Origin of the sequence: Bacillus sp. N13C7, assembly GCF_026790065.1 — a bacterium.
Lineage (GTDB): Bacteria > Bacillota > Bacilli > Bacillales > Bacillaceae > Bacillus.
Genome location: NZ_JALAMO010000007.1, coordinates 553063 through 577764, shown reverse-complemented (window position 1 = coordinate 577764; position 24702 = coordinate 553063). Strand labels below are relative to the sequence as shown.

At 44.8% G+C, this 24702-nt stretch carries 29 protein-coding genes and 1 riboswitch; of the genes, 2 read left to right on the top strand and 27 right to left on the bottom strand.

Translation table 11 applies throughout. The annotated features are described in order from the left end of the window. Positions 1–11: 11 nt before the first annotated feature. The 6 genes from MOB98_RS11050 to MOB98_RS11025 form a co-directional block, all read right to left on the bottom strand. Positions 12–914 (bottom strand): carbohydrate ABC transporter permease, encoded by a 903-nt coding sequence (locus MOB98_RS11050; RefSeq protein ID WP_268360978.1) that lies wholly within the window; start codon positions 912–914, stop codon positions 12–14. A gap of 3 nt (positions 915–917) precedes the next feature. Further along, positions 918–1796, bottom strand: coding sequence for a carbohydrate ABC transporter permease (locus tag MOB98_RS11045; protein ID WP_268360976.1), 879 nt, complete (start codon positions 1794–1796; stop codon positions 918–920). Between the two features lie 56 nt (positions 1797–1852). Beyond that, positions 1853–3121 carry an ABC transporter substrate-binding protein gene (locus MOB98_RS11040; protein ID WP_268360974.1) on the bottom strand — a complete coding sequence of 423 codons (1269 nt, stop codon included), beginning with the start codon at positions 3119–3121 and terminating at the stop codon, positions 1853–1855. An 80-nt stretch (positions 3122–3201) separates the two neighbouring features. Then, complete coding sequence (gene frlB / locus MOB98_RS11035; protein ID WP_268360973.1) at positions 3202–4188, bottom strand: fructosamine deglycase FrlB; 987 nt, start codon at positions 4186–4188, stop codon at positions 3202–3204. A gap of 214 nt (positions 4189–4402) precedes the next feature. Continuing rightward, positions 4403–4777 (bottom strand): nucleotide excision repair endonuclease, encoded by a 375-nt coding sequence (locus MOB98_RS11030; protein ID WP_268360971.1) that lies wholly within the window; start codon positions 4775–4777, stop codon positions 4403–4405. 101 nt (positions 4778–4878) lie between these two features. Further along, positions 4879–5997 (bottom strand): NAD(P)/FAD-dependent oxidoreductase, encoded by a 1119-nt coding sequence (locus MOB98_RS11025; protein WP_268360970.1) that lies wholly within the window; start codon positions 5995–5997, stop codon positions 4879–4881. Positions 5998–6155: 158 nt separating this feature from the next. Between MOB98_RS11025 and MOB98_RS11020 the strand changes: the two genes are divergently transcribed. Both MOB98_RS11020 and MOB98_RS11015 read left to right on the top strand, forming a co-directional pair. Then, positions 6156–6305 carry a spore protein gene (locus tag MOB98_RS11020; RefSeq protein WP_268360968.1) on the top strand — a complete coding sequence of 50 codons (150 nt, stop codon included), beginning with the start codon at positions 6156–6158 and terminating at the stop codon, positions 6303–6305. Then, positions 6305–6577 (top strand): hypothetical protein, encoded by a 273-nt coding sequence (locus MOB98_RS11015; RefSeq protein WP_268360966.1) that lies wholly within the window; start codon positions 6305–6307, stop codon positions 6575–6577. Before MOB98_RS11020 ends, MOB98_RS11015 begins: the two co-directional genes overlap by 1 nt. Positions 6578–6640: 63 nt before the next feature. On the opposite strand, the gene glxB is transcribed toward MOB98_RS11015, so the two are convergent. From glxB to MOB98_RS10910, 21 genes are all read right to left on the bottom strand, one after another. After that, entirely contained in the window at positions 6641–7024 is a 384-nt protein-coding gene (gene glxB, locus MOB98_RS11010) for a methylglyoxalase (RefSeq protein WP_003240869.1), read from the bottom strand. A 109-nt stretch (positions 7025–7133) separates the two neighbouring features. After that, the gene (locus MOB98_RS11005; protein ID WP_268367172.1) at positions 7134–7412 is read right to left on the bottom strand and encodes an ArsR/SmtB family transcription factor; all 279 of its coding nucleotides are present in this window, start codon (positions 7410–7412) and stop codon (positions 7134–7136) included. A gap of 267 nt (positions 7413–7679) precedes the next feature. Continuing rightward, on the bottom strand, positions 7680–9077 hold the full coding sequence (sufB, locus tag MOB98_RS11000; protein ID WP_003228608.1) for a Fe-S cluster assembly protein SufB: 1398 nt from the start codon (positions 9075–9077) through the stop codon (positions 7680–7682). A gap of 20 nt (positions 9078–9097) precedes the next feature. After that, positions 9098–9541 (bottom strand): Fe-S cluster assembly sulfur transfer protein SufU, encoded by a 444-nt coding sequence (gene sufU, locus MOB98_RS10995; RefSeq protein ID WP_003222809.1) that lies wholly within the window; start codon positions 9539–9541, stop codon positions 9098–9100. Continuing rightward, positions 9531–10751 (bottom strand): cysteine desulfurase SufS, encoded by a 1221-nt coding sequence (gene sufS / locus MOB98_RS10990; protein WP_268331905.1) that lies wholly within the window; start codon positions 10749–10751, stop codon positions 9531–9533. Before sufS ends, sufU begins: the two co-directional genes overlap by 11 nt. Next, positions 10751–12064, bottom strand: a complete 1314-nt coding sequence (gene sufD / locus MOB98_RS10985) for a Fe-S cluster assembly protein SufD (RefSeq protein WP_268362938.1) — start codon at positions 12062–12064, stop codon at positions 10751–10753. The genes sufS and sufD overlap by 1 nt, the downstream gene beginning before the upstream one ends. 17 nt (positions 12065–12081) lie before the next feature. Next, entirely contained in the window at positions 12082–12867 is a 786-nt protein-coding gene (gene sufC, locus MOB98_RS10980; protein WP_003151872.1) for a Fe-S cluster assembly ATPase SufC, read from the bottom strand. Between the two features lie 192 nt (positions 12868–13059). Then, positions 13060–13197, bottom strand: a complete 138-nt coding sequence (locus MOB98_RS10975) for a hypothetical protein (protein WP_003228600.1) — start codon at positions 13195–13197, stop codon at positions 13060–13062. A gap of 192 nt (positions 13198–13389) precedes the next feature. Continuing rightward, positions 13390–13767, bottom strand: coding sequence for a carboxymuconolactone decarboxylase family protein (locus MOB98_RS10970; protein WP_003222796.1), 378 nt, complete (start codon positions 13765–13767; stop codon positions 13390–13392). Positions 13768–14050: 283 nt separating this feature from the next. After that, entirely contained in the window at positions 14051–14875 is an 825-nt protein-coding gene (metQ, locus tag MOB98_RS10965) for a methionine ABC transporter substrate-binding lipoprotein MetQ (protein WP_268362940.1), read from the bottom strand. Between the two features lie 13 nt (positions 14876–14888). Further along, positions 14889–15557, bottom strand: coding sequence for a methionine ABC transporter permease MetP (gene metP / locus MOB98_RS10960; RefSeq protein WP_268367394.1), 669 nt, complete (start codon positions 15555–15557; stop codon positions 14889–14891). After that, on the bottom strand, positions 15550–16575 hold the full coding sequence (gene metN, locus MOB98_RS10955) for a methionine ABC transporter ATP-binding protein MetN (protein ID WP_268367395.1): 1026 nt from the start codon (positions 16573–16575) through the stop codon (positions 15550–15552). Before metN ends, metP begins: the two co-directional genes overlap by 8 nt. A gap of 105 nt (positions 16576–16680) precedes the next feature. After that, a riboswitch (SAM riboswitch) is annotated at positions 16681–16787 on the bottom strand. A 114-nt stretch (positions 16788–16901) separates the two neighbouring features. Further along, the gene (locus MOB98_RS10950) at positions 16902–17246 is read right to left on the bottom strand and encodes an SCP2 sterol-binding domain-containing protein (protein WP_268361360.1); all 345 of its coding nucleotides are present in this window, start codon (positions 17244–17246) and stop codon (positions 16902–16904) included. A gap of 107 nt (positions 17247–17353) precedes the next feature. After that, positions 17354–17674 carry a thioredoxin family protein gene (locus MOB98_RS10945; protein ID WP_003222787.1) on the bottom strand — a complete coding sequence of 107 codons (321 nt, stop codon included), beginning with the start codon at positions 17672–17674 and terminating at the stop codon, positions 17354–17356. Between the two features lies 1 nt (position 17675). Next, a complete protein-coding gene (locus MOB98_RS10940) occupies positions 17676–18038 on the bottom strand; it encodes a toprim domain-containing protein (protein ID WP_268361361.1) in 363 nt (120 codons plus the stop codon). 77 nt (positions 18039–18115) lie between these two features. After that, entirely contained in the window at positions 18116–18352 is a 237-nt protein-coding gene (locus MOB98_RS10935) for a YusG family protein (RefSeq protein WP_268361359.1), read from the bottom strand. A 56-nt stretch (positions 18353–18408) separates the two neighbouring features. Next, positions 18409–18792 carry a glycine cleavage system protein GcvH gene (gene gcvH, locus MOB98_RS10930; protein WP_003222781.1) on the bottom strand — a complete coding sequence of 128 codons (384 nt, stop codon included), beginning with the start codon at positions 18790–18792 and terminating at the stop codon, positions 18409–18411. A 66-nt stretch (positions 18793–18858) separates the two neighbouring features. Then, positions 18859–19215, bottom strand: a complete 357-nt coding sequence (locus tag MOB98_RS10925; protein ID WP_268361357.1) for an arsenate reductase family protein — start codon at positions 19213–19215, stop codon at positions 18859–18861. A 108-nt stretch (positions 19216–19323) separates the two neighbouring features. Further along, positions 19324–21108 carry an acyl-CoA dehydrogenase FadE gene (fadE, locus tag MOB98_RS10920; RefSeq protein ID WP_268361355.1) on the bottom strand — a complete coding sequence of 595 codons (1785 nt, stop codon included), beginning with the start codon at positions 21106–21108 and terminating at the stop codon, positions 19324–19326. A gap of 14 nt (positions 21109–21122) precedes the next feature. Beyond that, on the bottom strand, positions 21123–22298 hold the full coding sequence (locus MOB98_RS10915; RefSeq protein WP_268361354.1) for an acetyl-CoA C-acetyltransferase: 1176 nt from the start codon (positions 22296–22298) through the stop codon (positions 21123–21125). 10 nt (positions 22299–22308) lie between these two features. Continuing rightward, on the bottom strand, positions 22309–24678 hold the full coding sequence (locus MOB98_RS10910; RefSeq protein ID WP_268361353.1) for a 3-hydroxyacyl-CoA dehydrogenase/enoyl-CoA hydratase family protein: 2370 nt from the start codon (positions 24676–24678) through the stop codon (positions 22309–22311). Positions 24679–24702: the final 24 nt, after the last annotated feature.

The following is a 24702-nucleotide window of genomic DNA, read 5'->3' as shown; positions in this document are numbered from 1 at the left end:
ATGCTTCCCCCTTATCCTTTTACACTTCCGCTTGCAATTCCGCGGACAAAATATTTCTGCATCAATAAAAATAGAATAATAATCGGCGCGGCTGAAATCGTTAATCCCGCCAGCAGGACGCCCCAATCTGTCTGAAGCGCGTCTCTGAACTGCATCAGCCCAGCTGGAATGGTCCGCAAATTCTCATCATCTATGAAAATAATCGCAAACATAAATTCATTCCACGTATGGTAAGCCGTCAAAATGCCGGATGTCACCAAAATCGGCACGCTCATTGGTAAGAAAATTCTGAAAAATACTCCGAAACTCGTACACCCATCTAAATAAGCCGCCTCCTCCAATTCTTTGGAAATAGAAAGAAAATAAGAGCGGATCAAAATGATGGTGAATGGGATCCGGTAAGCCGCATACGGGAGGATCAACGCCCAATACGTATTGTAAAGGCCCAGCGACTGAATAATAGAATAAAGCGGCACTAAACTGACCTGCGGCGTCAGCATCAAACCGCCAAGACAAAGCACCAAAAAGAATCCTTTTCCTTTAAACTCAAACCGGGAAAGGCCATACGCCGCCCATGCACTGATAAAGACAGTGATCACACACGTCAGCGCCGTCACGATCACACTGTTCATGAAATAAGAAGAAATTCCTTGATTCCAGGCGGACACAAAGTTTTCCGGATGCCACGAAGACGGCAGCGACCAGCTGTGCTCAAAAATATCGTCCGAGCTTTTAAAGGCGCTCATGACCATCCATAACAGCGGATAGGCAATCGCAATCAGATATAGAAACAGAAAAACCCACACAGACGTTTCCCCGATGTTCCATTTTCGTCTAGGCTTTCTTTTTACCTCAATGTGCCGGTCAGGCACAGGCTCCAATCTGAACGAATCTGTCTTCTTCTGAGGCAGCATCTGTTACTCCTCCTTTCCGGTTTTAAAGAACTTCATTTGAATGAGCGACAATGCGAGCGTAATGATTAACACCACAGTGGCAATTGCTGAAGCATAGCCCATCATATCCTTTGTAAAGGCGCTTTTATATAAAAACGTGCTTAAGACTTCTGAAGCATTTCCCGGCCCGCCGCCAGTCAATATGTACGGTTCATTAAATACCGTAAAGGCGCCGGTCAGCGTCATCACTACTGCAACAAAAGACATCTCTTTCGTCTGGGGAACGGTAATATGAAAAAACTGCTGAATTTTCCCCGCACCGTCAAGACGGGCTGCTTCATACAGTTCATCCGGTATTTTTTGAATCGACACAATGTACAGCATCGCAATATAACCGACAGACTGCCATTGAGACACAAAAATGACAGAAAGCATAGCCGTGCTGTCATCCCCGAGCCAAGCCCTTGTCAGCTGATCAAGGCCAATAGCCTGAAGCAGCTGATTCAAAAGCCCTGTCTCCGGGTTGTAAATAAAATCAAACAAAAGCGCGATCACCGTCATTGAGATGACAACCGGCAAAAAGAAAACGGTGCGAAAAAACGGCGACCATTTTCTGACCAGCTTATCCTCAAGCACCGCCGCCAAAATCAAACCGCCAAATACCTGGCATACAATTGAGATCACTGCATAAAGCACATTATTGGTAAGTGCCTGGTAGAAGACAGGATCATGAAATAATTCAACATAGTTATTTAAGCCAATAAACGTTTTTTCCGGAGAAAAAGAGCTCCACTGAAACAGGCTGAGGAAGACATTCTCAAAAATCGGGATATAAACGAAAAGTAAAAAAACGAGAGCGGGCACCAAAAACAAATAGGGGATTATCTTATTCTGGTTGACCAAGGATATCTCATCTCCTTTATAAAAAGAAAAGGTGCGAGGTTCACCTTTTCTTTGATTTATTCAGCTTGCGCCCTCACTTGCTTCGCCGCTTTTTGAACAGCTTTCATGACCTGCTCCGGTGTCATGTCGCCGCCAAGCATTTGCTGGACGCTTGTTAAGTACGCATCTGCAATTTCAACATCGACATCCATATCAAACCACGGAACCATTGATTCGGCATCAACAATTTGCTGAACTGCTTCACGCTGAATGGCTGTAGAATTTTCTTCAGTAGCCGTTCCTTGTACGGCACTATATTTCCCGACCTCTTTCACGAGCTTTTCACCCATTTTTTTCGACGTCAGAAACTGCAAAAATTCCATCGCTTCCTTCGGATGTTTTGTTCTTGAGGAAATCATGAACCCTTCCGGCGCGCCCGTTAACGCGTCTGAAGATCCTTTTTGCCCGCTGATTTCAGGGAATGGGAACATCCCCAAATTTACTGGTTCAACCAGCTTGATTTCCGCTGTTTCCGCATATATCATCGCCGACTTTCCACTCTTAAATTGCTGTCTCACATATTCGTGGTCGACGGAGTTTACATGTTTATTAAAATAAGGCATCAGCTCCTGAAGCTTTTCAAGGGCTTTTACATAGCCTTCATCAGTAAATTCACCCGTTTTGGCGTTATAGTCCTTGTCTCGCGTTTTTTCATTGACCATCCGCTGATTGAGCGTGCCGATATAGTGCGAGATTGTCCAAGTCGCCTTTGTTCCGAAGCTGATCGGTGTATAGCCGTTTTCTTTCAGCTTCTTTGACACTTCAATTAATTCATCCCATGTCTTCGGGGGATCAAGGTTCAGCTTTTGAAAAATGTCTTTATTATAGAAAAATGATTTAGCATCCATTTGCCACGGCACGCCATATTGCTTGTTTTCATAAGTGAATGGTGTAATTTGCGATTGAACGAGCTGTGATGACCAATCTGAATCATTTTTGTAGTAGGACGAGAGATCAAGGGCTTTATTGCCTCTGATAAATTTAAACGCAAACTCGTCGCTCCAAGAGAAGTAAATGTCAGGAGGGCTGGTGGTTCCCAGCATGACCTTAATTTTATCTTTATAGGAGTCATTTAAAACGGCTTCAATTTGAATGTCGATATCCGGGTGTTCTTTTTCAAATTCCTTAACAACCTCTTCAAAATAACTTTTTTCTGGCTCCTTCGGCCATCTGTGGAAAAATTTCAATGTCACCTTTCCGTCCGCCGAACTGCTTTGGCTCGAACAGCCCGCAATGGTGAGCATACTGACAGCTGCAATGATCAAAAACAACAACATTTTCTTCAAAGGGTTGGCCTCCTCTGGACATTAGACTATAATGTTATATAACATTATAGTCTAATGCATAATGGTTCCTCATTTTTAGATCAATACTCAACTTTCCACATGTATCTTCTATGAGATAAAGGATGATTTCTCGCCTCTGCCAGCGCGTCCGCATAGCTTCTCAGCACACGGTTGAGAACAAGCGGAGCAAGGTAGCCTTTAACTGAATCGTCAATTGCAGTGAAGTCATAAGTTGCGGCATCAAGCACTGTGAGCTTTTTGCCATACTTTTTCGAGAAGGTAAGCGCCCGCTCTTCAAGAGGTCTTGTTTCATCTAAACCGAGCAGGATGATAAACGGCACGGATTCATCAATAATTTCAAACGGTCCGTGAAAATATTCTCCGGCATGAATGGCGTGGGAATGAATCCATTGCATTTCCATGAGAATGCAGATGCTGTAGGAGTAAGCGACACCGTAGTTTGCACCGCTTGCCATTGTATAAATTATGCTTTCTTTTTCATGAGCTTTTGCGAATAGCTGTGCGTTGTCAGCTTCCTGCTTAAGGGCTTCTTCATACACAGCCTGTAATTGGTCTAAGCCTTCAATTGCCTGTTGGAATTTTGTGTTGTTTTCTAAAACTTGCAGGGTTCCGAAAACGATTTGATACAGAACGCCATAGTTCGTATTGATCGCAAGCGCCTCATCACCCCAATCGTACTGGGCAACATATTGCGCTTCCTGCGCTAAAGGAGACTCCGGTTTATACGTCATCGCAATTGTAAGTGCGCCTTTGCCCCTCGCAAACGCAGCAGCTTTGACTGTCTCCGGGGTATTACCCGAATGCGAGCACAAAATAACGAGAGACTTTTCACCAAGCTGAACAGGGTTCCGCTGAATAAACTCATTAGAGCTGTAAAGGTCAGAGTTCATTGATTTTGACTCCCTGTCAAACACATACTTACTCGGATACATAATGGCCGAAGACCCTCCGCATGCGACAAAGAATACATGGTCAATGGTTTTCCCTTTCAAATCCTGCAAGAAAGCTTGAACCTCACGATTAACTTTTGCTGTGGCTTGACTCAAATCCTTCACTCCTCATTTTTATTATATAACGTTATATAACGTTATATATTGTTATATTAAAGTCCACAGCCGGGATTGTCAATATTATTTTCTGAAATTTCTCAATAATTTATTTGGAAGATAGACAACGGGCTTAATGCGGAAAAATGCCCAAATCAAAAGCCAGAGCTTAACATAAGCTCTGGCCCGGCTGTTCAGTCCGCTGACTGACGTCTTATTTAAAAAATGCCTTGTCTATATTGTATTTCGAGTGCTGTGTGTTGATGATATATGTCTCGTAAATATCTCTTTCCATTGGGTCATCGACTACACACACTTCAATTTTATATACTTCGTCTCTGTGATGTTTGATCGGTGAAACAGTGTCTTCAAAATGCTTCTTAATTCTCTGTCTTAGCTTTCTGGCTTTACCGACAAACAGCAGCTCGTCATGAATGTTGTAAAACATGAAGATGCCGCCTTTATCCCGTGGTATCTGATGAAAGTCAATAAATCCGTGAATCGGCTTTATTTTCGGCTCGTTATGCGCAGCTGACTGCTGTCGTTCGGTGATGGTGACATTCGGTGCGGGTATATCAATTTTTATCAAAATCAGTTCACGTCCTCTTTTTCATTAAAGATAAATGCTAACACAGACAGAAGAGAAAAGCCACTATCGCTTTATATATTTGTTTGTTAAGCCTTTATTTATTATGCAAGCGCTCCGGCTGGATCATACGGGCCAAGGTCGATTTCCGTCTGCTTTCCGAGAACGAGCTTTGCGAGCTCTGAACCTAGGAATGGCCCCATCGTTAATCCCGAGGCGCCTAAACCGTTTGCGGCATAAAGCCCTTGGATATTCGGCACGGCGCCGACAACAGGCAGGAATCCCGGTGTAAACGGCCTAAAGCCCACTCTTGTTTCAATGGCAGCGCCATCAGCTAGACCCGGCGCAACAGCTAATGCTTTGCTCAATACTTCGAGCTGGCCTCCTGCTGTCACACGCAGATCATTGAGGTCAGCATCATTTTCGTGTGTGGCGCCGGCTACGATTCTGCCGTTATCAAAAGAAAGAATGTACTGATCGTTTGGCGGCATGACAACCGGCCATGATCCTGTATCCGTGTCTGTCATTTCAAAATGCATGATCTGCGCTTTCTGAAAGGACACTTGAAAATGAATCCCAAGGGGCTTCATAACCTCATTAGCCCAAGCCCCCGCTGTCACAATTACCGCGTCAGCCGTAAACTGCTGTGTGTCTGTTTGTACGCCGGTGACCGTTCCATTTTCAAAAAGAAGGGACGCATTTCCTTTGATGATCTTTGCGCCGCGTTTCTCTGCAGCGCTTAAAAGCGACCGGCACAGCGCTCTTCCGTTCACGCGGGCGGCACCGCTGATATGAACCGATTCATAGCCATCAGCTAAAATCGGAAACAGCTTTTTCGTTTCACTTGCAGACAAGCGGGTAATGTCGCCGATCTCCGGCGCATCCTCCCGTCTCTTATACGCCCGTTCTTCCATCTTATCAAGCTTTGACGCATCAGTATGAATACTGATTGCCCCGACACGTTTATATCCTGTATCCGTTTCTCCGTCATCTTCCAATTGATGGATTAAATCCGTATAGTACCGTGCCCCTCCCTTAGCAAGCTGATACCAATCCTGATTACGGCGCTGCGAGAGCCAAGGACAGACGATCCCCGCCGCCGCATCAGTCGCTTGTCCCGGCTCTTTCCGATCAATGACGGTAACTCGAGCGCCTGATTTGGCGAGATGATAAGCCGTCGACGCGCCGAGAATCCCTGCGCCAACGATGATGTATGATTTCATATGCAAACACCTTTTCTACTATAATGTCTATTCATTTTACCAAATAGAATGCTTTCCTTCGACCTTTTGCCCTAATGTGGAAAAACCGCGAAGTCCGTCCAATCTCTTTACTCTCCTATCGAATATCCTGTCACTATCAATAGAGAAAGGATGATACCATGAGCGAAAATCGTCATGAAAATGAAGAAAACACAGACCGCAATCCGGCAGTCGCAAAAGTCCAAAACAGCGGTAATGCAAAAGTCGTGGTCAACGTGAATACAGATCAGGATCAGGCACAGGCGCAGTCACAAGACGGAGAAGAGTAATGAACGAAAATATTATTCCTATCAACAGACATACCCAAGAGATGCCTCACAATGGATCCATGATTGAAAACAGCGGGAACTCAAAGGTCTATATCGACATTCACATTGATACAATGCCGATCGCCTTTGCTATATTATGCTCTGCATTAGCCGCAAAGCAGATGACAAAGGAAGAATTCGACACAGCCTATACACAATTACAAGAGATGAACAGGGATAACAGCAAAACATCTGTAAAGCAAATCAACAATCAGGAGATAGAAGAAGAGTAAAAAACCGCGGCCCCTCGGCCAGCGGTTTTTCTTCTGCATACAAAAAGGACGCGACTGAATCGGTTACTTCTGTACAATTTGAATAAGGTTACCGCATGTATCGTCGAAGACAGCTATTGTGACTTCGCCCATTTTTGTCGGTTCCATCGTAAACGTCACGCCTTTTTCCTTTAATCGGTTGTACTCTTTTTGAATATCTGCAACGCCAAACATTGTGGCCGGGAAGCCTTCGGAGAATATCTTCTTTTGATACTCCTTGGCGGCAGGATGTTCATTCGGTTCAAGTAAAAGCTCGGTTCCGTCTTGATCATCAGGAGAAACAAGCGTTATCCACCTGAATTTCCCCATGGGAACATCCTCCTTTTTTACAAACCCCAGTTTTTCTGTATAAAACTTCAGTGCCTTGTCTTGATCTTGCACGAATATACTGGTCACAATGATTTTCATATTGTTGTTGCCTCCTTTGATATTTATGTTGCATGGTACTATGCAAACAATCCGGCTTCAAGCAAAACAACCCAACCTTTGTCAGAAACTCAGTACTGGTTTTATAAAATTACTCTATCCATCCTTTCAGCAAATTTTTAAGTGGTTCGTTGTTAAATATAAGTACTCGATATTTTCCCTTTCGTTTTGATGTTACGAGTCCTGCATCCTCCAGTACAGAAAGGTGTTTAGCTATCGCCTGTCGCGTAATAGAAAGGTTATGCTTCGTAATGAGACGTATCGCAAGTTCATACAACGTCAGCTCGTTGCGTTCAGATAATTCGTCTAATATAAGCCGCCGAGTCGAATCGCCGAGTGCTTTGAATATAGCGTCTTTGTTCCAATTCATATATTGAGTATAAGCAACTCATTAGTTGCATGTCAAGCATAAGCAACTGTATGGTTGCGTGATATAGGAATGAATCTATCCGGCGCAGGTCTGAAATATTCTAATCGATAAGGTATTAAAACCATCAAAATAACAGTGGATATGTATCTGAAAAATAAAAGAAGACGAACTTCAAAAGTTCGTCTTCTACATCAAATTCGGCACGCTGGCCATTTTAAAATTGATAACTATCTCTAAAACCCTTGATAAACAAAGGAGTTTTCATCATTAACCGATAGAGCCTTCCATTTCGAACTTAATCAAACGGTTCATTTCAACTGCGTATTCCATTGGAAGCTCTTTTGTGAATGGCTCGATGAAGCCCATTACGATCATTTCAGTTGCTTCTTCTTCGGAAATGCCGCGGCTCATCAAGTAGAAAAGCTGCTCTTCAGATACTTTAGACACTTTCGCTTCGTGCTCCAATGAAATGTTATCATTTAAGATTTCATTGTAAGGAATTGTGTCTGAAGTTGATTTGTTATCCATAATGAGCGTATCGCACTCGATGTTAGAGCGAGCGCCTTCCGCTTTGCGTCCGAAGTGGACGATTCCGCGGTACGTTACTTTTCCGCCCTGTTTTGAAATCGATTTTGATACGATTGTAGATGATGTGTTTGGTGCAAGGTGAATCATTTTCGCACCTGCATCCTGATGCTGGCCTTTACCTGCAAGAGCGATAGAAAGCGTCATACCGCGCGCGCCTTCGCCTTTTAGGATACAAGCCGGATATTTCATTGTCAGCTTAGAACCGATGTTGCCGTCGATCCATTCCATTGTTGCGTTTTCTTCACAGACTGTACGCTTTGTTACAAGGTTGTAAACGTTGTTCGCCCAGTTTTGGATCGTTGTATAACGGCAGTAGCCGCCTTTTTTCACGATGATCTCAACAACGGCACTGTGAAGTGAGTTTGTTGTGTAAACAGGGGCAGTACAGCCTTCAACATAATGAACGCTTGCTTCTTCGTCAACGATGATCAGCGTACGTTCGAACTGACCCATGTTTTCAGAGTTGATGCGGAAGTAAGCTTGAAGCGGTGTTTCCACCTTCACGCCTTTAGGAACGTAGATGAAAGATCCGCCGGACCAAACAGCTGAGTTAAGCGCCGCGAACTTGTTATCAGTCGGCGGGATCACTTTTGCCCAGTGCTCACGGAAAATATCTTCATTCTCTTTCAGCGCGCTGTCAGTGTCTTTAAAGACGATGCCTTGCGCTTCAAGATCTTCTTTCATGTTGTGGTAAACAACCTCAGATTCGTACTGAGCAGAAACACCCGCAAGGTATTTTTGTTCAGCTTCAGGAATACCGAGCTTGTCGAATGTTTGCTTAATTTCTTCAGGAACTTCATCCCAAGAACGCTCTGAACGCTCAGACGGTTTTACGTAGTACGTAATTTCGTCAAAGTTCAGTGAGTTTAAATCTCCGCCCCATTGAGGCATCGGCATATTGTAGAAATGCTCAAGTGATTTCAAGCGGAAGTCAAGCATCCATTGAGGCTCTTCTTTCATGCGAGAAATTTCTTCTACGATTTCTTTTGTCAATCCGCGCTCTGAACGGAAAATGGAAACGTCCTTGTCGTGAAAACCATACTTGTATTCACCAATATCAGGCATTTTTTTAGCCATCCATTTTCACTCCAATCCTTTTAATTGCCGCCTTCTTCTTTCGCGACTCCTTTTTCAAGTGCTTTCCATGACAGGGTTGCACATTTGATACGGGCAGGGAATTTTGAAACGCCTTGAAGGGCTTCAATATCCCCGAGATCTATAGAATCATCATACTCTTTCCCTTGCATCATATCCGAGAAAATCTTAGACATGGAAAGGGCAGTTTCAATATCTTTCCCTTTAATCGCCTGAGTCATCATCGAAGCGGATGCCATTGAAATGGAACAGCCTTCCCCTTCAAACTTCGCATCTTCCACGATGTCTCCGTCAAGCTTCATTGTCAGTCTGATGCGGTCGCCGCATGTCGGATTGTTCATATCCACAACAATGCTGTCATTTAAAACCCCTTTATTTCGCGGGTTTTTGTAATGATCCATAATCACCTGTCTGTACAATGTATCTAAATTTGCATTAAAAGACATTTGTAAAATACTCCTTTGTCTTTTGAAGAGCTTCCACAAGCTTATCAATCTCTTCCTCTGTATTATACAGATAAAAGCTTGCTCTTGCAGTAGCAGTTACATCCAGCCATTTCATCAGCGGCTGCGCGCAATGATGGCCGGCTCTGACAGCGATTCCCTCCGCATCAAGCACAGTCGCCACATCGTGAGGATGAACATCATCAAGGTTAAATGTAACAAGCCCGGCACGCTCTTCCGGACCGTAAACCGTTACGCCGTCAAGCTGGCTGAAGCGTTCAAGCGCATAAGCTGCAAGCTTGTGCTCGTGGCGGGAAATCTCATCAAGACCAATTTCTTCAAGAAAATCAATGGCAGCACCGAGACCGATTGCTCCTGCGATAATCGGCGTGCCTGCTTCGAATTTCCACGGAAGCTCTTTCCAAGTTGATTCATAAAGTCCAACAAAGTCGATCATTTCACCGCCGAATTCGGCAGGCTCCATGTTTTCCAGCAGGGCTTTCTTTCCGTACAGCACCCCAATACCGGTAGGGCCGCACATTTTATGGGAAGAAAGCGCAAAGAAGTCACAATCGAGATCCTGCACGTCAATTTTCATGTGAGGCGTGCTTTGCGCACCGTCCACCACAATAACAGCCCCATTGTCATGGGCGATTTTCGCCATTTCTTTAATCGGGTTGATCGTGCCAAGGACGTTAGATACATGAGACACTGCAACAATTTTTGTGTTGCTTGTGACCGTTTCTCTGACGTCTTCTAAAGAAATCGTTCCGTCTTTCTGCAGCGGAATATATTTTAATGTGGCGCCAGTCGCTTTGACAGCCTGCTGCCACGGAATGATATTCGCATGATGCTCCATATAGGTGATGACCACTTCATCACCCGGTTTCAGGTTAGCGCGCGCATAGCTTAACGCCACCATATTCAGTGATGTGGTCGTGCCTTTTGTGAAAATAATCTCAGCCATTGACTTCGCGTTAATAAACTTGCGGACTTTTTCACGCGCTCCTTCATAACCGTCTGTCGCTCTGGTTCCAAGTGTATGGACGCCCCGGTGAACATTGGAATTGTATTGGTTATAATACTTATCCAGTGTTTCAATGACAGCACGCGGCTTCTGGGAAGTCGCCGCGCTATCGAGATAAACGAGATCATGTCCGTTCACTTGCTGATGAAGGATCGGGAACTGTTCACGAATATCTGTGATATTCATTACTTCACTTTCCTTTCGATTACAGAAACCAATTGTTTCTTAACGCCTTCAATCGGAAGCTCATTTACTACCGGTGCAAGGAATCCGTAAATGACTAAGCGTTCTGCTTCTTCTTTCGGAATTCCGCGGCTCATCAGGTAGTAAAGCTGAATAGGGTCTACACGGCCGACAGATGCCGCATGTCCTGCAGTTACATCGTCTTCGTCAATTAAAAGAATAGGGTTTGCGTCTCCGCGTGCTTTTTCGCTGAGCATCAGCACGCGTGATTCTTGCTCCGCATTCGCTTTAGAAGCGCCATGTTCGATTTTGCCGATTCCGTTAAAGATAGAAGAAGCGGAATCCTTCATCACACCATGCTTCAAGATATATCCTTCAGAAGCTTTACCGAAATGAATGATTTGTGTTGTGAAGTTTTCTGTTTGCTCTCCTCTTCCGACAACAACCGTTTTCGTATCGCCATATGTGCCGTCACCGTAAAGGTTTGTTGTGTTTTCGGAAATTGTGTCGCCATCGTTCATCAGGCCGAGAGCCCACTCGATTTTGCTGTCGCGTCCGCGCGCAGCGCCGCGGCGGTTCACATAAGTTGTCACACCGCTGGACAGATTATCAACCGCACCGTATGTCACGCTGGCATTATCACCTGTGATGACCTCACTGATAATATTGAATACAGCATCTTTCGGGTTTACAGTGCTGACGTAGTTTTCTACATATGTTACAGAGCTGTGGTCTTCAGCCACAATCAGCACGTGGTTGAATAGAGCTGTATCGTTGCTTTCATGGACGTAAACAGCCTGAACCGGCGTCTCCACCTGAACATTTTTCGGAACATAAAGGAATGCTCCTCCGTTAACAAGAGCCGCGTGAAGTGCAGTTAATTTATGCTCATCAACCTTCACGCCGTCCTTCATAAAGTATTTCTCCACCAAGTCGCTGTGCTCGCGTGCAGCAGTCAGAATATCAGTGAAGATGACGCCTTTGTCTTTCAATTCTTGAGAAAGAGAAAGGTATGCCGGCGTCTGGTCACGCTGTACGTATAATGTTTTATCTTCGTTTTCAACGTCGATCAGCGCTTTTGCTTCATCAGTCAAATCTTCTAATGAAGAAAGCGGTTCGTTATCAACTGTATGCTTCGCGAAATTCGTGAAGTTCCAGTTTGTGATTTTTGTTTTGTCAGGTTTCGGCATCGGCAGATCCTCAGCTTTTTCAAGAGCCTGTAAGCGCAGGTTCTTCAGCCAGGCAGGTTCTTGATGCTTTTCGGAAAAGCTTTTGAGATACTCCTGATCTACGGATAGTTTTGTACCTAGTGTCATGTTAATCCCCCTAACGCTTACGCTTCTTGGCCAACAGTTTCGTCTTCAATGCCAAGTTCTTGTTTGATCCAGTCATAACCTTCTGCTTCAAGACGCTGTGCAAGCTCTGCACCGCCGGATTTTACAACGCGGCCTTGCATCATAACGTGAACAACATCCGGAGTGATGTAGTTTAACAGGCGCTGATAGTGAGTGATCATCAGGCAGCCGAAGTTTTCGCTGCGCATTTTGTTGATCCCTTTAGATACAACTTTCAGGGCATCAATATCAAGACCTGAGTCGATTTCATCAAGGATGGCGATTTTTGGTTCAATCATCATTAATTGAAGAATTTCGTTGCGTTTTTTCTCCCCGCCTGAGAAACCTTCGTTAAGGTAGCGCTGAGCCATTTCAGGGTCCATTTCAAGAAATTCCATGTTTTCGTCCATTTTGCGGATGAATTTCATAAGAGAAATTTCATCGCCTTCTTCTCTGCGCGCATTGATTGCTGAACGAAGGAAGTCGGCATTTGTCACACCGCTGATTTCACTTGGGTACTGCATCGCAAGGAATAAGCCTGCCTGCGCACGCTCGTCCACTTCCATCTCCAGTACATCTTTGCCGTCAAGCGTGATGCTGCCTTTTGTTACTTCATATTTAGGATGCCCCATAATAGCAGCTGACAGAGTGGATTTACCAGTTCCGTTCGGTCCCATTACTGCGTGGAACTCTCCGCCTTTTATTTCAAGGTTTACACCCTTTAAGATCTCTTTTCCTTCGATTTCAACGTGAAGATCTTTGATCGTTAATGTTGAAGCAGCCATATCTATACCTCCAAAAATATATAATCATTATTCTCATTTTATTCTCATTCTAATTTTATAACAAATGAAAAGTAAATACAACTTTTTATCGTGCCTTGCACATTCATCAAGTTTAACAAAGATCAGCACTTTATTAAAGCGATTGAAAAAGAAAAAGAGTGGATTCCCACCCTTTTTTAAAGATTGATTTTCTCAATAAGCTCCCGCAGAAATCCGCTTGCTTTTTTCATAATCAAGCTCTCTCTGCCGCTCTACTTTCATTCTTGTTTCCAGCCGGCGTCCGTATTCCTCGTATCCTATTCCGTGTGACAGCTGCATCGCTTTTTCCATTTCTGACGTATAATCGAGGTCCAGTCTGTCATGGCTGCTGCAAATAATGAATCAATCCCTTCATTTATTTGCTTCTATTGTATCAGCGTCGCCATGAATGCCGCAAAAAGGATATGGCTTGAAATAGCGGCAGATGAGACGAAAGCATCCTTTCAGATCAATTGAGAATGGTTTTTCGGAATATTCCTTCTCTTAATGCGTGGTGTTTCCGAATTCCTCTATGCACTGCTGGACAACTGTCACGCCTTGGCTGAGAGCTGCGCCGCCTCCAAACGCCGCTGCCACACTGACGGCTTCGAGAATATTTTCTTCCGTCGCTCCCTCATCAAGACAGCCTTTTGTATGATAGATCATGCAATATTCGTCCTGAGCATTGATGGCGATTCCGAGGGCGATCAGCTGTTTTTCTCTTTCAGTCAGGGAATTCCCGGCAAAGCATTGTTCAGTAAACTCGTTAAACTTTCTTCCCATCAGCGGCATCTTTTGTTCAAATGTGCCTAAACCAAGTTTATATTGTTTTAGCGCGTCCTGCATGCTTCCTCTGTCTTGATTCAAAGAAAATCCCTCCATCTGTTTAACATTCCTTTTTATTATGAACAGCTTTTAGGAAAATACCCGAAAAAACCCCGGATTTATCATCCGGGGTTCACCGTGTCAGCAAACCCTCGCATTCGTTGTCAGACCTGCGCGTTGGTGCTCACGAATTGCAACATTCGCTCCGCTCCAATGCTCGGCCTTCCTAGGCTTCAAGGGTTTTCAATCACGCTGAAAAGATGACAAAGCCCCAAAACGAATATCGTTTTAGGGCTTTGTCAATAATTGAACCCCGGATTTCTCATCCGGGGTTTCAGTCTTATTCAGATACAGGGAGCACAGCTCCGTCATATTTTTTCTCGATGAAGTCTTTGATCTTTTTAGAGTGAAGAACTTCCATCAGCGCTTTGATTTTTGCAGAATCTTCTTCACCTTTTCTAACTGCGACGATGTTAGCGTATGGGTTGTTTTTCGTTGATTCTACTTCAATCGCGTCTTTTTTAGGATTTAACTTATTTTGGATCGCATAGTTTACATTGATGAAGACCGCGTCTCCTTCTTTGTTTTCATATGCTTTTGCCGTTAATTCAGGCGCTACTTTTTTGAATTCAAGGTTTTTCGGGTTTTTCTTAATGTCTTTTAAAGTTGCGTCAACTGTTTCTACTTTAGAGTCAAGTGTGATTAATCCTGCGTTTTCAAGCATTGCAAGCATACGGCCTTGTTCAGCAACGTTGTTAGTCAGGATAATTGTTGCACCGTCTGGAAGGTCTTTCAGTGATTCGTATTTTTTAGAATAAATACCAAATGGCTCTAAGTGAACAGCACCTGCATTCACAAGTTTGTAATCTGTGTTTTCTTTCATTTCTTGCTCAAGGTAAGGAATGTGCTGGAAATAGTTCGCATCCACTTCTTTATCAGCTAAAGCTTTGTTGTACATTTTGTAATCGCTTAGGACTTTCACTTTCAGCGTGTAGCCTTTTTCTTTCAGCAATGGTTCAGCTTCTTTTAAAATTTCCGCATGCGGTGTTTTCGTCGCTGCTACGACAATTTCTTTCTTGCCTGATTCAGCACCGTTATTCGAACCGCAGGCAGCCATAACTCCTGCAAATACAAGCAGTAATGCACCCAAAAATAGCTTTTTCAATGTAAATCCTCCCTTATCGTTTGTCTATAATATTTGTTATGACATCACCGATGATTTGAATAATAAATACGATGATTAAAATAAACACAGTAGCAACGAAAGTAACATCAGTATTATTAGACTGATATCCTTCTACGTACGCAAGGTTTCCAAGGCCTCCTGAACCGATGGCGCCGGCAATGGCCGTTGAGCCGATCAATGCGATGGCCGTCACCGTAATACCGGAAATCAGAGCCGGCATAGATTCTGGAAGCAGCACTTTGAAAATAATTGTAGACGTTTTAGCGCCCATTGATTTAGCGGCTTCAATGACACCTTTATCCACTTCGCGAAGCGCGATTTCAGCAAGACGCGCGTAAAACGGTGCTGAGCCGATAACCAAGGCCGGCAGCGCGGCGTTTGGCCCTAAGATCGTTCCGACTAAGAACTTCGTAAACCCCAGCAGTAAAATAATTAAAATGAGGAAGGGGATTGATCTGAATATGTTGACAACGGCCGCAATAACTGAGTTGACCGCTTTATTCTGCCAGAGGCTCCCTTTGCTTGTCAGAAAGAGCAGCAAGCCGAGAATCACCCCGATGACAAAGGCAAACAGTAAAGAAATCAGCGTCATATAAAGCGTTTCATATGTCGCATTCCACAATTCAGTTAGATCAACGTTCGGGAAGTATTTTTCAAACATTCGTGATCACCTCTGCTTTCACCTGTTTGTCATTAATAAACCGGATCACGTTTTGCACTTCTTCCTCGTCTCCGTCAATATGGATAAACAGTGAGCCATAAGCTCCATCCTTTGTCTGCGAGATTTTCCCTTGCAGAATATTGACGCTGACATTAAAGTTTCTGATCATCTCTGTAATCAGAGGCTGTTCAGCTGAATCACCGACAAATGTGAGCTGAACCGTTTTTCCTGATGCAGCTTCATCAAGAAGGTGCTGAAGCGTTTCTTTTGTTTCTTCCGGCTCTGTCACCTGCTGAACAAATCGTTTTGTCATGTCTTCCTTCGGATTTTTGAAGACATCGAGTACTTCGCCTTCTTCCACAACCTTTCCGTTTTCCATGACAGCGACTCTGTTGCAGATTTTGCGGATCACATGCATTTCGTGCGTGATCAGCACAATCGTTAAACCGAGTCTTTCATTAATATCGGACAATAGATCCAAGATTGAATCCGTTGTTTGCGGATCTAATGCTGATGTCGCTTCATCACAAAGGAGAACCTTCGGATTGTTGGCAAGCGCTCTGGCGATGCCGACACGCTGCTTCTGCCCGCCGCTCAGCTGAGACGGGTAAGATTTTTCTTTCCCTTCTAAACCTACCAGTTTAATCAGTTCATTGGCGCGCTTGATCCGCTCGCTCTTTTTCACCCCGGCAATTTCTAAAGGAAACATGATATTATCTCTGACGGTCCGCGACCAAAGCAAATTGAAGTGCTGGAAAATCATACTGATTTCATGGCGTGCTTTTCTTAAACCCCGTCCGTTTACTTCATTTATCTTCGTTCCCGCCACTTCCACGGTTCCTGAGGTTGGTTTCTCAAGGCCGTTCAGCAGACGGATTAAGGAACTTTTACCAGCTCCGCTATATCCTATAATTCCAAAAATCTCACCTTTTTTAATGGAAAGCGAGACATTTTGGACAGCATTGACATCTCCATGTTTCGACTTATAAACTTTTGAAACATTTTGAAGATTGATCAAAGCAATCACCTGCCTTAACACTATTCTAAGAAATCTTCCGGGTTTTTCTGCAAAAGAAAAGCCTTTCTGCACACTTGAGCAGAAAGGCTTATATAAAATGCCTTTCTCTCATCTTTCAAAGCTAAACGCTTCGTGTGAATTGGCACCATTTCAACAGCGTTGATGGTTGCCGGGCTTCATAGGGCACTTCCCTCCACCTCTCTTGATAAGAGAAATATATAGTCTTTTTCGTCCGGAAATTCTTAATGTAGAATAGCATGGCGAATGATTAAATGTCAATAAAATAAATGATGTCAACTTTTACTATTATAATAATTTACTATATTTTAATTATTCAAAATCCTCTGAAAAAAGCCATTCGTCAGCCAAAGTATGGCTTCTAGTTTTAACAGGGCTCTGAATGATCCCTTCACTTTCAAGCTTCCGCTCTGGATCAGGTGCTGAAGGGAAATATCTCCGTGCAGTAAATGAATGATTTCTGTTTGGTTTCCGTAAAAGGTCAGGTTGGACGTTTGGGGCGGAGAAATTTTTTTCATTTCTCCCTGATCGTTTATTGAGACGGTTAAGGCTTCTGTTTCTCCTTGGAAGGTAATGAGCAATGTTGAAGCGCTCAAAAGGGGTTTTAAAAACAGATGCTGATACTCATCTTCTAAAACTTCCGCTTTCTCCATATGTACAACCTCCTATTTGTTGGTCATACATACACATTTCTCTCTCTGCCGCAAGAACCCCTTTATAAAACGAACGACAATTTCATTGGAATATGTTGAGAAATATGTCATAAATGGGATGCAGAAGATGATTTTTGTTTGATCAGCTCATATAAATAAGAAACGGAATGAAACGCATATCCTCTTTCGACCACTTTCCCGCCTTTAAACAGCAGAAAACAAGGGACGCTTTCAATTTGATACGCTTTTGCGAATGTCGGAGAATAATTAACATTGTTTTTATAGAAGGCGACATCAGGCAGCATTTCTTTCACCACTGTCAGCATTTTGCTTGCAAGCTGGCAGGTGCCGCAAAACGGAGTATATAAATATAGGAGATACACATCATCAGCGATGTGCTCAAGCTCGTGTTCTTGGAGTTCTTTCATGCTATACACCTCGGGACTTTCTTTCAAGAAAAATAGTATGGACATTCAGATTCGCGCGCAGCAATACAGAAGCGACATGGTGTCTGGGCGCAGCGGCCACTTCCTTATAGGCTCTGTCGATATGTAAATGGCAGGCTTCGTTAAATTCTCTTTTCAGCTGTTTTCTCAATTTCTCTCCTGATTCATCAGCATCAACTAATATATACACGTCTTTATCGTAAAGTTTGTCAGCCAATTCCTCAAGCTTCAGCTGGCTGATTGTTCCGTTTGTGCAGATAATGCGAACCGGTTCATTTAGGACGCTTTCGATTTTCTCTTTATCTGATTTCCCTTCCACAATCATAACCTTTTCCAGCTCATCCATCTTCATCTTCTTCACCTGCCGCGTCAAATTTGAAACGTTCAGATTGTAAAAGAAGGCAGTGAAATTCACCGCCCACATTAACACCAGCCGTTTTCGTAGTCACAATCCACATATTTTTCGTCGTTTCCTGAGACCACATCGGCTGTCTTATAAAATTTCTCATTTTCAAAGGAATAACCTGACTTAAGCTCATATTCATTCATGCTTGTCATTTGGCCGATCATCTCATTATCATGATATAACGAGAGCCGGCCATTTTGAAAGCGGCCTGTCACATCATTTGTGACATCGAGCTTCTGTTTGCTGAAAGCCATATTGGACACCTCCCCATAACGTTAGCGTGTCCAATTGCCTTTCCAGCTATCCTGTTTTAGTCTTCTTGTGTCATCTCTTCGTATTGCTCTGCTGTCATCAGTTTTTCAATTTCAGAAGCGTCAGACGGTTCAACGACGATCATCCATGCTTTTTCGTACGGTGATTCGTTGACGAATTCCGGACTGTCATCAAGATCTTCGTTTACTTCTACGACAGTTCCGTTAATCGGTGCATAAAGCTCGGATACCGTTTTAACGGATTCTACACTGCCGAATGGCTCGTCCGCTTTGATTTCAGCGCCGACTTCAGGAAGTTCGACAAACACGATGTCGCCTAGCTCAGACTGGGCAAAATGCGTAATTCCGATTCTGGCTTTTTCTCCTTCAACTTTTACCCACTCGTGTTCTCCTGAGTAACGCAAATCTTTAGGTATGCTCAATTGAATCCCTCCATTTTTTACAGCACTACAATAAGAAGATACCACACTTTTCAAAAAAAATTTACATTAAGCCCAGTTTTCTTCAAATTGGTCTTCTTTAAAACCAACTGTCACTTTTTCGCCGTCTGTTGTAAGCGGGCGTTTGATCAGCATTCCGTCTGAGGCAAGCAGTTCAAGCTGTTCGTCCTCCGACATGTGATACAGCTTTTCCTTCAGGTTTAGCTCGCGGTATTTCATGCCGCTCGTGTTGAAAAATTTCTTGAGATCCAGCCCGCTTTTTTCATAAAGCGCTTTTAGTTCTTCTTTGCTTGGAGGCTGCTCTGCAATATGTATTTCGTTTATGTCTTTCCCATGCTCTTCAAGCCATTTCTTTGCTTTGCGGCACGTTCCGCATTTAGGGTACCAGTAAAAAGTTAACGACATCTTCTTCCCCCTCAATAAAATAATCGAGGTTATTTTAACACAGTTTGTTTTAAAAACCTAAAACAGTGCTTCTTAAAAAAGCTCCGCACACGCGGAGCTTTTGGACAATCAGACAATATATTTTTCAGCCTCAAAAACGCCCGCTGCCGCTTCGCGTTTTTTCTGAATGATGTTTTTAGGTGTTACGCGCGTCAGCTTGCGCAGAGCGGAAAGCATCATGCGGAGTGAATCTCCTTCTTCCATTGCGATGAGGGACTCCTTCGCATGCGCTTCAATTTCGTTAAAGGCTTCTTGAACGAAAATTTCTGTATACAGCACCTTTTGCGCTGCTTTTTCCTCGCCTTGCGCGGCAATGGCCTTTTCCGTTCTGAGCACGGCTGATTCCATTGCATACACATTGCTGACGATATCCGCGACGTTGACAAGTATTTCTTGTTCGCGATCGATGGCTTTTCCATACTTTTGCGCAGCGAGACCGGCGGCGAACAGGGCGATTTTTTTGGCTTGCTTGACGATATATTTCTCCTGCTCCAATACGCCGCTGCCAGGCTCTTCAGGCATAAGCATCATGAGTTCTTCCTGCAGTGACTGTGCTTTTTCAAATAGAGGCAGTTCGCCTTTGAGCGCTTTTTTCAGGAAGGTGCTTGGCACGATTAACCGGTTGATTTCGTTTGTGCCTTCAAAGATCCGATTGATCCTTGAATCCCTATAGGCCCTTTCTACCTCGTACTCCTGCATAAAGCCGTAGCCTCCATGAATTTGCACGCCTTCATCTACGATATAATCAAGCGTTTCGGAGCCGAATACTTTATTAAGAGAGCATTCGATGGCATATTCGGCAATAGACTTGGCAATTTGCCGTCCATCCTTGAGATCATCAGCCGTAAACTGGCTCATATTGTCTTCAAACAGCCCGACAGTTCTGTATACAGAGCTTTCCATTGCGTACAGCCTTGACGCCATTGTCGCTATTTTTTCTTGTGTCAGCGAAAAGGCTGCAATCGGCGTTTTAAATTGGCGGCGCTGATTTGCGTAGGCCGCAGACAGCTCGATTACCCGCTTGGACGCACCGATTGTGCCAACCGCCAGCTTGTAGCGGCCGATATTTAAAATATTGAAGGCGATGATATGCCCTTTGCCGATTTCTCCAAGCAGATTTTCTTTTGGAACTTCAGCCTGATCCAGAATGAGGGTTCTTGTCGATGATCCTTTGATCCCCATTTTCTTTTCTTCCGGGCCTGTGGATACACCAGGGAACTCTTTTTCTACAATAAAGGCTGAGAATTTTTCGCCGTCCACCTTAGCGTAAACGACAAATACATCAGCAAAGGCAGAGTTGGTAATCCACTGTTTTTCACCGGTTAATACATAATGCGTTCCCGCTTCATTCAGCACGGCTGTTGTTTTTGCTCCAAGCGCGTCAGAACCAGAGCCCGGCTCAGTCAATGCATAAGCTGCGATCTTTTCGCCTGAAGCGAGGCCGGGCAAATATTTTTTCTTTTGCTCTTCTGATCCAAAAAAGACGATCGGCAAGGAACCGATGCCGACATGCGCCCCATAAGAAAGTGAAAAGCTTCCCGCACGTGAAAATTTTTCAGTGATGAGGGCCGAGCTGATTTTATCAAGGCCGAGCCCTCCGTATTCCTCCGGTACATCAGCGCCAAGCAGCCCGAGTTCACCCGCTTTCTTCAACAGCCTGACGGAATGTTCGAATTGATGGTTTTCGATATCATCGATATGAGGGAGAACATCTTGCTCGATGTAATCCTCCGTCGTTTTCGCAATCATTTTATGCTCGTCAGTGAAATCCTCCGGTGTATACATTTGGTCATATGAGACATCCTCGATTAAGAAACCGCCGCCTTTTTGTACTTCAGCCGCTTTTTTCGCCATTTGCTTTTCCCCCTTTAGCATAATTCAAATACACCGGCCGCTCCCATCCCGCCGCCGATACACATTGTAACGACTCCAAATTGCTCGTTTCTTCGTTTCATTTCATGAATCAATGAGAGTGTAAGCTTAGTGCCCGTACAGCCAAGCGGGTGTCCAAGCGCGATTGCGCCCCCGTTGACATTCACTTTTTCTTCATCGATTCCCAGTTCCCTGATGACTTGAATGGCTTGTGATGCAAAAGCTTCGTTCAGTTCAAACAAACCGATGTCCTGCAGTTGAAGCCCCGCATGCTTCAAGGCACGCGGAATGGCTTCCACCGGTCCGATGCCCATGACTTCCGGCGGCACGCCGCCTACGGCAAAGGAGCGGAATTTGACAAGCGGGGCCAAGCCCAGCGCATCAGCCTTTTCCCGGTCCATCAGCATGACAGCCGCCGCTCCGTCACTCGTCTGGGAGGAGTTGCCCGCGGTCACCGTTCCGTCAACGGAAAAAGCTGGACGCAATGTTGCCAAAATGTCTGCAGTCGTTTGCGGGCGAACACCTTCATCCTGTGAAAACACAAACTGTTTTTCCTGCGGTTTATGGTTGTCTCCGATTTCTGTCACCGTCACTTCGACGGGTACGATCTCTTCTTTAAATTTCCCCTCTGCAAGGGCTTTTGCCGCATTTTGGTGGCTGCGGACGGCAAACGCATCCTGATCCTCGCGGGAAACGCCGTATTTTTTCGCGACTTGCTCGGCTGTGTGTCCCATGCTCATGTAATACTCTGGCGCCTTTTCTGCCAATGCAAGGTTCGGACGGGTCACATGCCCCATCATCGGAACCTGCGACATGGACTCTGCTCCGCCGGCGATCGCTGTATCGTAGGCGCCGAGCATAATCTTTTCTGCCGCATAGGCGATGGATTGAAGGCCTGAAGAGCAGTAGCGATTGACAGTAATTGCCGGGACCGTGTACGGCAGTCCCGCGAGCGCACCGATATTTCTCGCCATATTAAGCCCCTGTTCTGCTTCAGGTGTCGCACACCCGATAATCAAGTCGTCAATATTGCCTTCGTAGCCGCCTGCCCGTTTCAGTGTTTCTTTTACGCAAATCGCTCCCAGATCATCCGGTCGAACGGTGGCCAGTGATCCTTTTTTTGCTTTCCCAACCGGAGTTCTTGCACCTGATACAATGACTGCCTCTTTCATAAGCTCCCTCCTAGTTCCGTAAAGGTTTACCTTTCACAAGCATATGCTGCATTCTCGCTTGAGATTTCGCCTCTCCTGCCAAACTCAAAAACGTTTCTCTCTCGATCTCCAATAAATACTCTTCATCAACCTCTGTACCGAACGGCACTTTTCCGCCGGCAATGACATAAGCAAGTTTTTTCGCGATCTTGAAATCATGCTCAGATATATAGCCGGATAGCTTCATCTGCTCAGCGCCAAGCAAGAGTGCCGCATAACCGGTTTCTCCCGGCACCTTGACCTTTTCTTTTACAGGCGGCCGCCAGCCTCTATCGTATAAAGATGCGGCAAGCTGCTTTGCATCGTGCAGCAGGTGGTCCTGATTCATGCTAGTGTGATCCGTTTCCTTTAAGATGTTCATCTCACGGGCCTCTTGAGCGGAAGCTGACACTTTCGCCATTGCAATCGTTTCAAACGTTTTCATAGCTGCATTCATCGGATCAAGGCCGCGGCGAAGATGGTTGATGTACAGCTCTTTGTTTCCTCCTCCGCCAGGGATAAGGCCGACACCGGATTCCACAAGCCCCATATAGGCTTCGCTTGCTGCTTGGATGCGCGCAGCAGGCAGGCATACCTCCGTTCCTCCGCCGAGCGTCATGCCAAATGGAGCGGCGACAACCGGTTTCGCACTGTATTTGATCTTCATCATCGTTTCCTGGAAACGGCGTATCACAAAATCTACTTCTAAAAAGTTATCATCTTGGACTTCCATTAGGATCATGGCGAGATTCGCGCCGACGCAGAAATTTTTCCCTTGATTCCCGATGACAAGGCCTTTATAGTTTCGCTCTGTTTCCTCTAACGCTTTGTTGATCATTTGAATGATATCGAGGCCGATTGCATTTCTTTTCGAATGAAATTCAAGCAGGGCCACATCATCTCCAAGGTCAATCAGGCTTGCTCCGCTGTTTTTCGCAATCACGCCTTTTGTTTCTTTAAGTGCTTGTAAATGAATCCGTTTTTTGTTTTCTTTCACGGCCCTGTATTCACCGCGGTCATAATAAAATACCGTTCCGTTCTCTTTGATGTAGAAGGTTTCATTTCCTTTGTCCAGCATGTCTTTGACCCAACCAGGTATATCCGCTCCATGCTGTTCAAGCTTTTCCGCCGACTGTCTGAGGCCGATGGCGTCCCACATTTCAAATGGGCCCAGCTCCCAGCCGAATCCCCACTTCATGGCTTGGTCAATTGCATGAATATCATCTGCAATCTCACCAAGCAGTTCAGCTGAGTAAAGAAGGGTTTGAGATGTGATATTCCATAGCAGACTGCCCGCTCTGTCATCCGAGTAAATAAGCGCTTTCATTTTGGATTTTGTGCCTTTTGCCTGTTTTGCTGCTTCCAGTGACGGTGCTTTCATTTTTGACCGCTCGCCATAAGTAAGCGTCACTGGATCAAGCTCATAAATCGTTTTTCCCTCTTTTTTATAAAAGCCTTGGCCGGCCTTGCTTCCGATCCACCCTTTTTCCAGCATATCGTTCATGAAGCCTGGCAAGCGAAACACGTCTTTCTCATTGCCATCCGCTTTGTCATACACATTTCGGGCAACGTGGGCAAATGTATCGAGCCCGACCACATCAAGCGTTCTGAAGGTCGCGCTTTTCGGCCTGCCGATTAGCGGTCCTGTGATCGAATCGACCTCTCCAACCTGATAGCCGCCTTTCAGCATTTCTTGGACTGTGACAAGAAGCCCATACGTTCCGATGCGGTTTGCAATAAAGTTCGGTGTGTCCTTTGCTGTGACAACTCCTTTACCGAGGACATTTTCACCGAAGGATGTCATAAACTCTAAAATATCAGGGTCGGTTTCCTTAATCGGAATGATCTCCAGCAGCTTTAAATAGCGAGCGGGATTAAAAAAGTGCGTTCCAAGAAAATGGGCTTTAAAATCATCCGACCGGCCTTCAGCCATTTCCTGCACGGATATGCCGGATGTGTTGCTTGAGACGATGCTTCCTGGCTTTCGATGTTCATCCACAAGAGCGAAAATCTGCTTTTTGACGTCTAGGTTTTCGACTACGACCTCAATAATCCAATCTGCTTCTTTCAGTTTTTTAGCATCATCCTCCAGATTGCCCGGTGTGATATAGGAGGTATTTTTCGCTGATGTGAGGGGAGCGGGCTTTTGTTTCAGCAGTTTTTTCACCGCCTGCCGGCTCAGCCTGCTGCGCACCTCCGGACTCTCCTTCGTCAGCCCCTTTTTTTCCTCTTCCTTTGTCAAATCGTTCGGCACAATATCTAGCAGCAGGACAGGAATTCCGATGTTAGCCAAATGCGCCGCAATACCGGATCCCATTACCCCCGATCCTAAAACGGCTGCCTTCCGAATGTGTTTGTGCATGAGATATCCCCCTTGAACATTGAA

What these genes read in the sequence shown, in the direction of transcription:
- sufD (WP_268362938.1), bottom strand. Translation starts at nt 12,064, where the DNA reads ATGACACTAGGTACAAAACTATCCGTAGATCAGGAGTATCTCAAAAGC.
- MOB98_RS10970 (WP_003222796.1), bottom strand. Translation starts at nt 13,767, where the DNA reads ATGGAGGGATTTTCTTTGAATCAAGACAGAGGAAGCATGCAGGACGCG.
- sufB (WP_003228608.1), bottom strand. Translation starts at nt 9,077, where the DNA reads ATGGCTAAAAAAATGCCTGATATTGGTGAATACAAGTATGGTTTTCAC.
- MOB98_RS10910 (WP_268361353.1), bottom strand. Translation starts at nt 24,678, where the DNA reads ATGCACAAACACATTCGGAAGGCAGCCGTTTTAGGATCGGGGGTAATG.
- MOB98_RS11020 (WP_268360968.1), top strand. Translation starts at nt 6,156, where the DNA reads ATGAGCGAAAATCGTCATGAAAATGAAGAAAACACAGACCGCAATCCG.
- fadE (WP_268361355.1), bottom strand. Translation starts at nt 21,108, where the DNA reads ATGGCGAAAAAAGCGGCTGAAGTACAAAAAGGCGGCGGTTTCTTAATC.
- MOB98_RS10935 (WP_268361359.1), bottom strand. Translation starts at nt 18,352, where the DNA reads ATGGCTTTCAGCAAACAGAAGCTCGATGTCACAAATGATGTGACAGGC.
- MOB98_RS11050 (WP_268360978.1), bottom strand. Translation starts at nt 914, where the DNA reads ATGCTGCCTCAGAAGAAGACAGATTCGTTCAGATTGGAGCCTGTGCCT.
- sufS (WP_268331905.1), bottom strand. Translation starts at nt 10,751, where the DNA reads ATGAATATCACAGATATTCGTGAACAGTTCCCGATCCTTCATCAGCAA.
- metP (WP_268367394.1), bottom strand. Translation starts at nt 15,557, where the DNA reads ATGTTTGAAAAATACTTCCCGAACGTTGATCTAACTGAATTGTGGAAT.
- MOB98_RS11005 (WP_268367172.1), bottom strand. Translation starts at nt 7,412, where the DNA reads ATGAATTGGAACAAAGACGCTATATTCAAAGCACTCGGCGATTCGACT.
- MOB98_RS10975 (WP_003228600.1), bottom strand. Translation starts at nt 13,197, where the DNA reads ATGGAAAAAGCGATGCAGCTGTCACACGGAATAGGATACGAGGAATAC.
- glxB (WP_003240869.1), bottom strand. Translation starts at nt 7,024, where the DNA reads ATGAAAATCATTGTGACCAGTATATTCGTGCAAGATCAAGACAAGGCA.
- MOB98_RS10940 (WP_268361361.1), bottom strand. Translation starts at nt 18,038, where the DNA reads ATGGATGAGCTGGAAAAGGTTATGATTGTGGAAGGGAAATCAGATAAA.
- sufC (WP_003151872.1), bottom strand. Translation starts at nt 12,867, where the DNA reads ATGGCTGCTTCAACATTAACGATCAAAGATCTTCACGTTGAAATCGAA.
- MOB98_RS10925 (WP_268361357.1), bottom strand. Translation starts at nt 19,215, where the DNA reads ATGTCGTTAACTTTTTACTGGTACCCTAAATGCGGAACGTGCCGCAAA.
- MOB98_RS11015 (WP_268360966.1), top strand. Translation starts at nt 6,305, where the DNA reads ATGAACGAAAATATTATTCCTATCAACAGACATACCCAAGAGATGCCT.
- MOB98_RS10945 (WP_003222787.1), bottom strand. Translation starts at nt 17,674, where the DNA reads ATGAAAGAACTCCAAGAACACGAGCTTGAGCACATCGCTGATGATGTG.
- MOB98_RS10950 (WP_268361360.1), bottom strand. Translation starts at nt 17,246, where the DNA reads ATGGAGAAAGCGGAAGTTTTAGAAGATGAGTATCAGCATCTGTTTTTA.
- sufU (WP_003222809.1), bottom strand. Translation starts at nt 9,541, where the DNA reads ATGTCTTTTAATGCAAATTTAGATACATTGTACAGACAGGTGATTATG.
- MOB98_RS10915 (WP_268361354.1), bottom strand. Translation starts at nt 22,298, where the DNA reads ATGAAAGAGGCAGTCATTGTATCAGGTGCAAGAACTCCGGTTGGGAAA.
- MOB98_RS11025 (WP_268360970.1), bottom strand. Translation starts at nt 5,997, where the DNA reads ATGAAATCATACATCATCGTTGGCGCAGGGATTCTCGGCGCGTCGACG.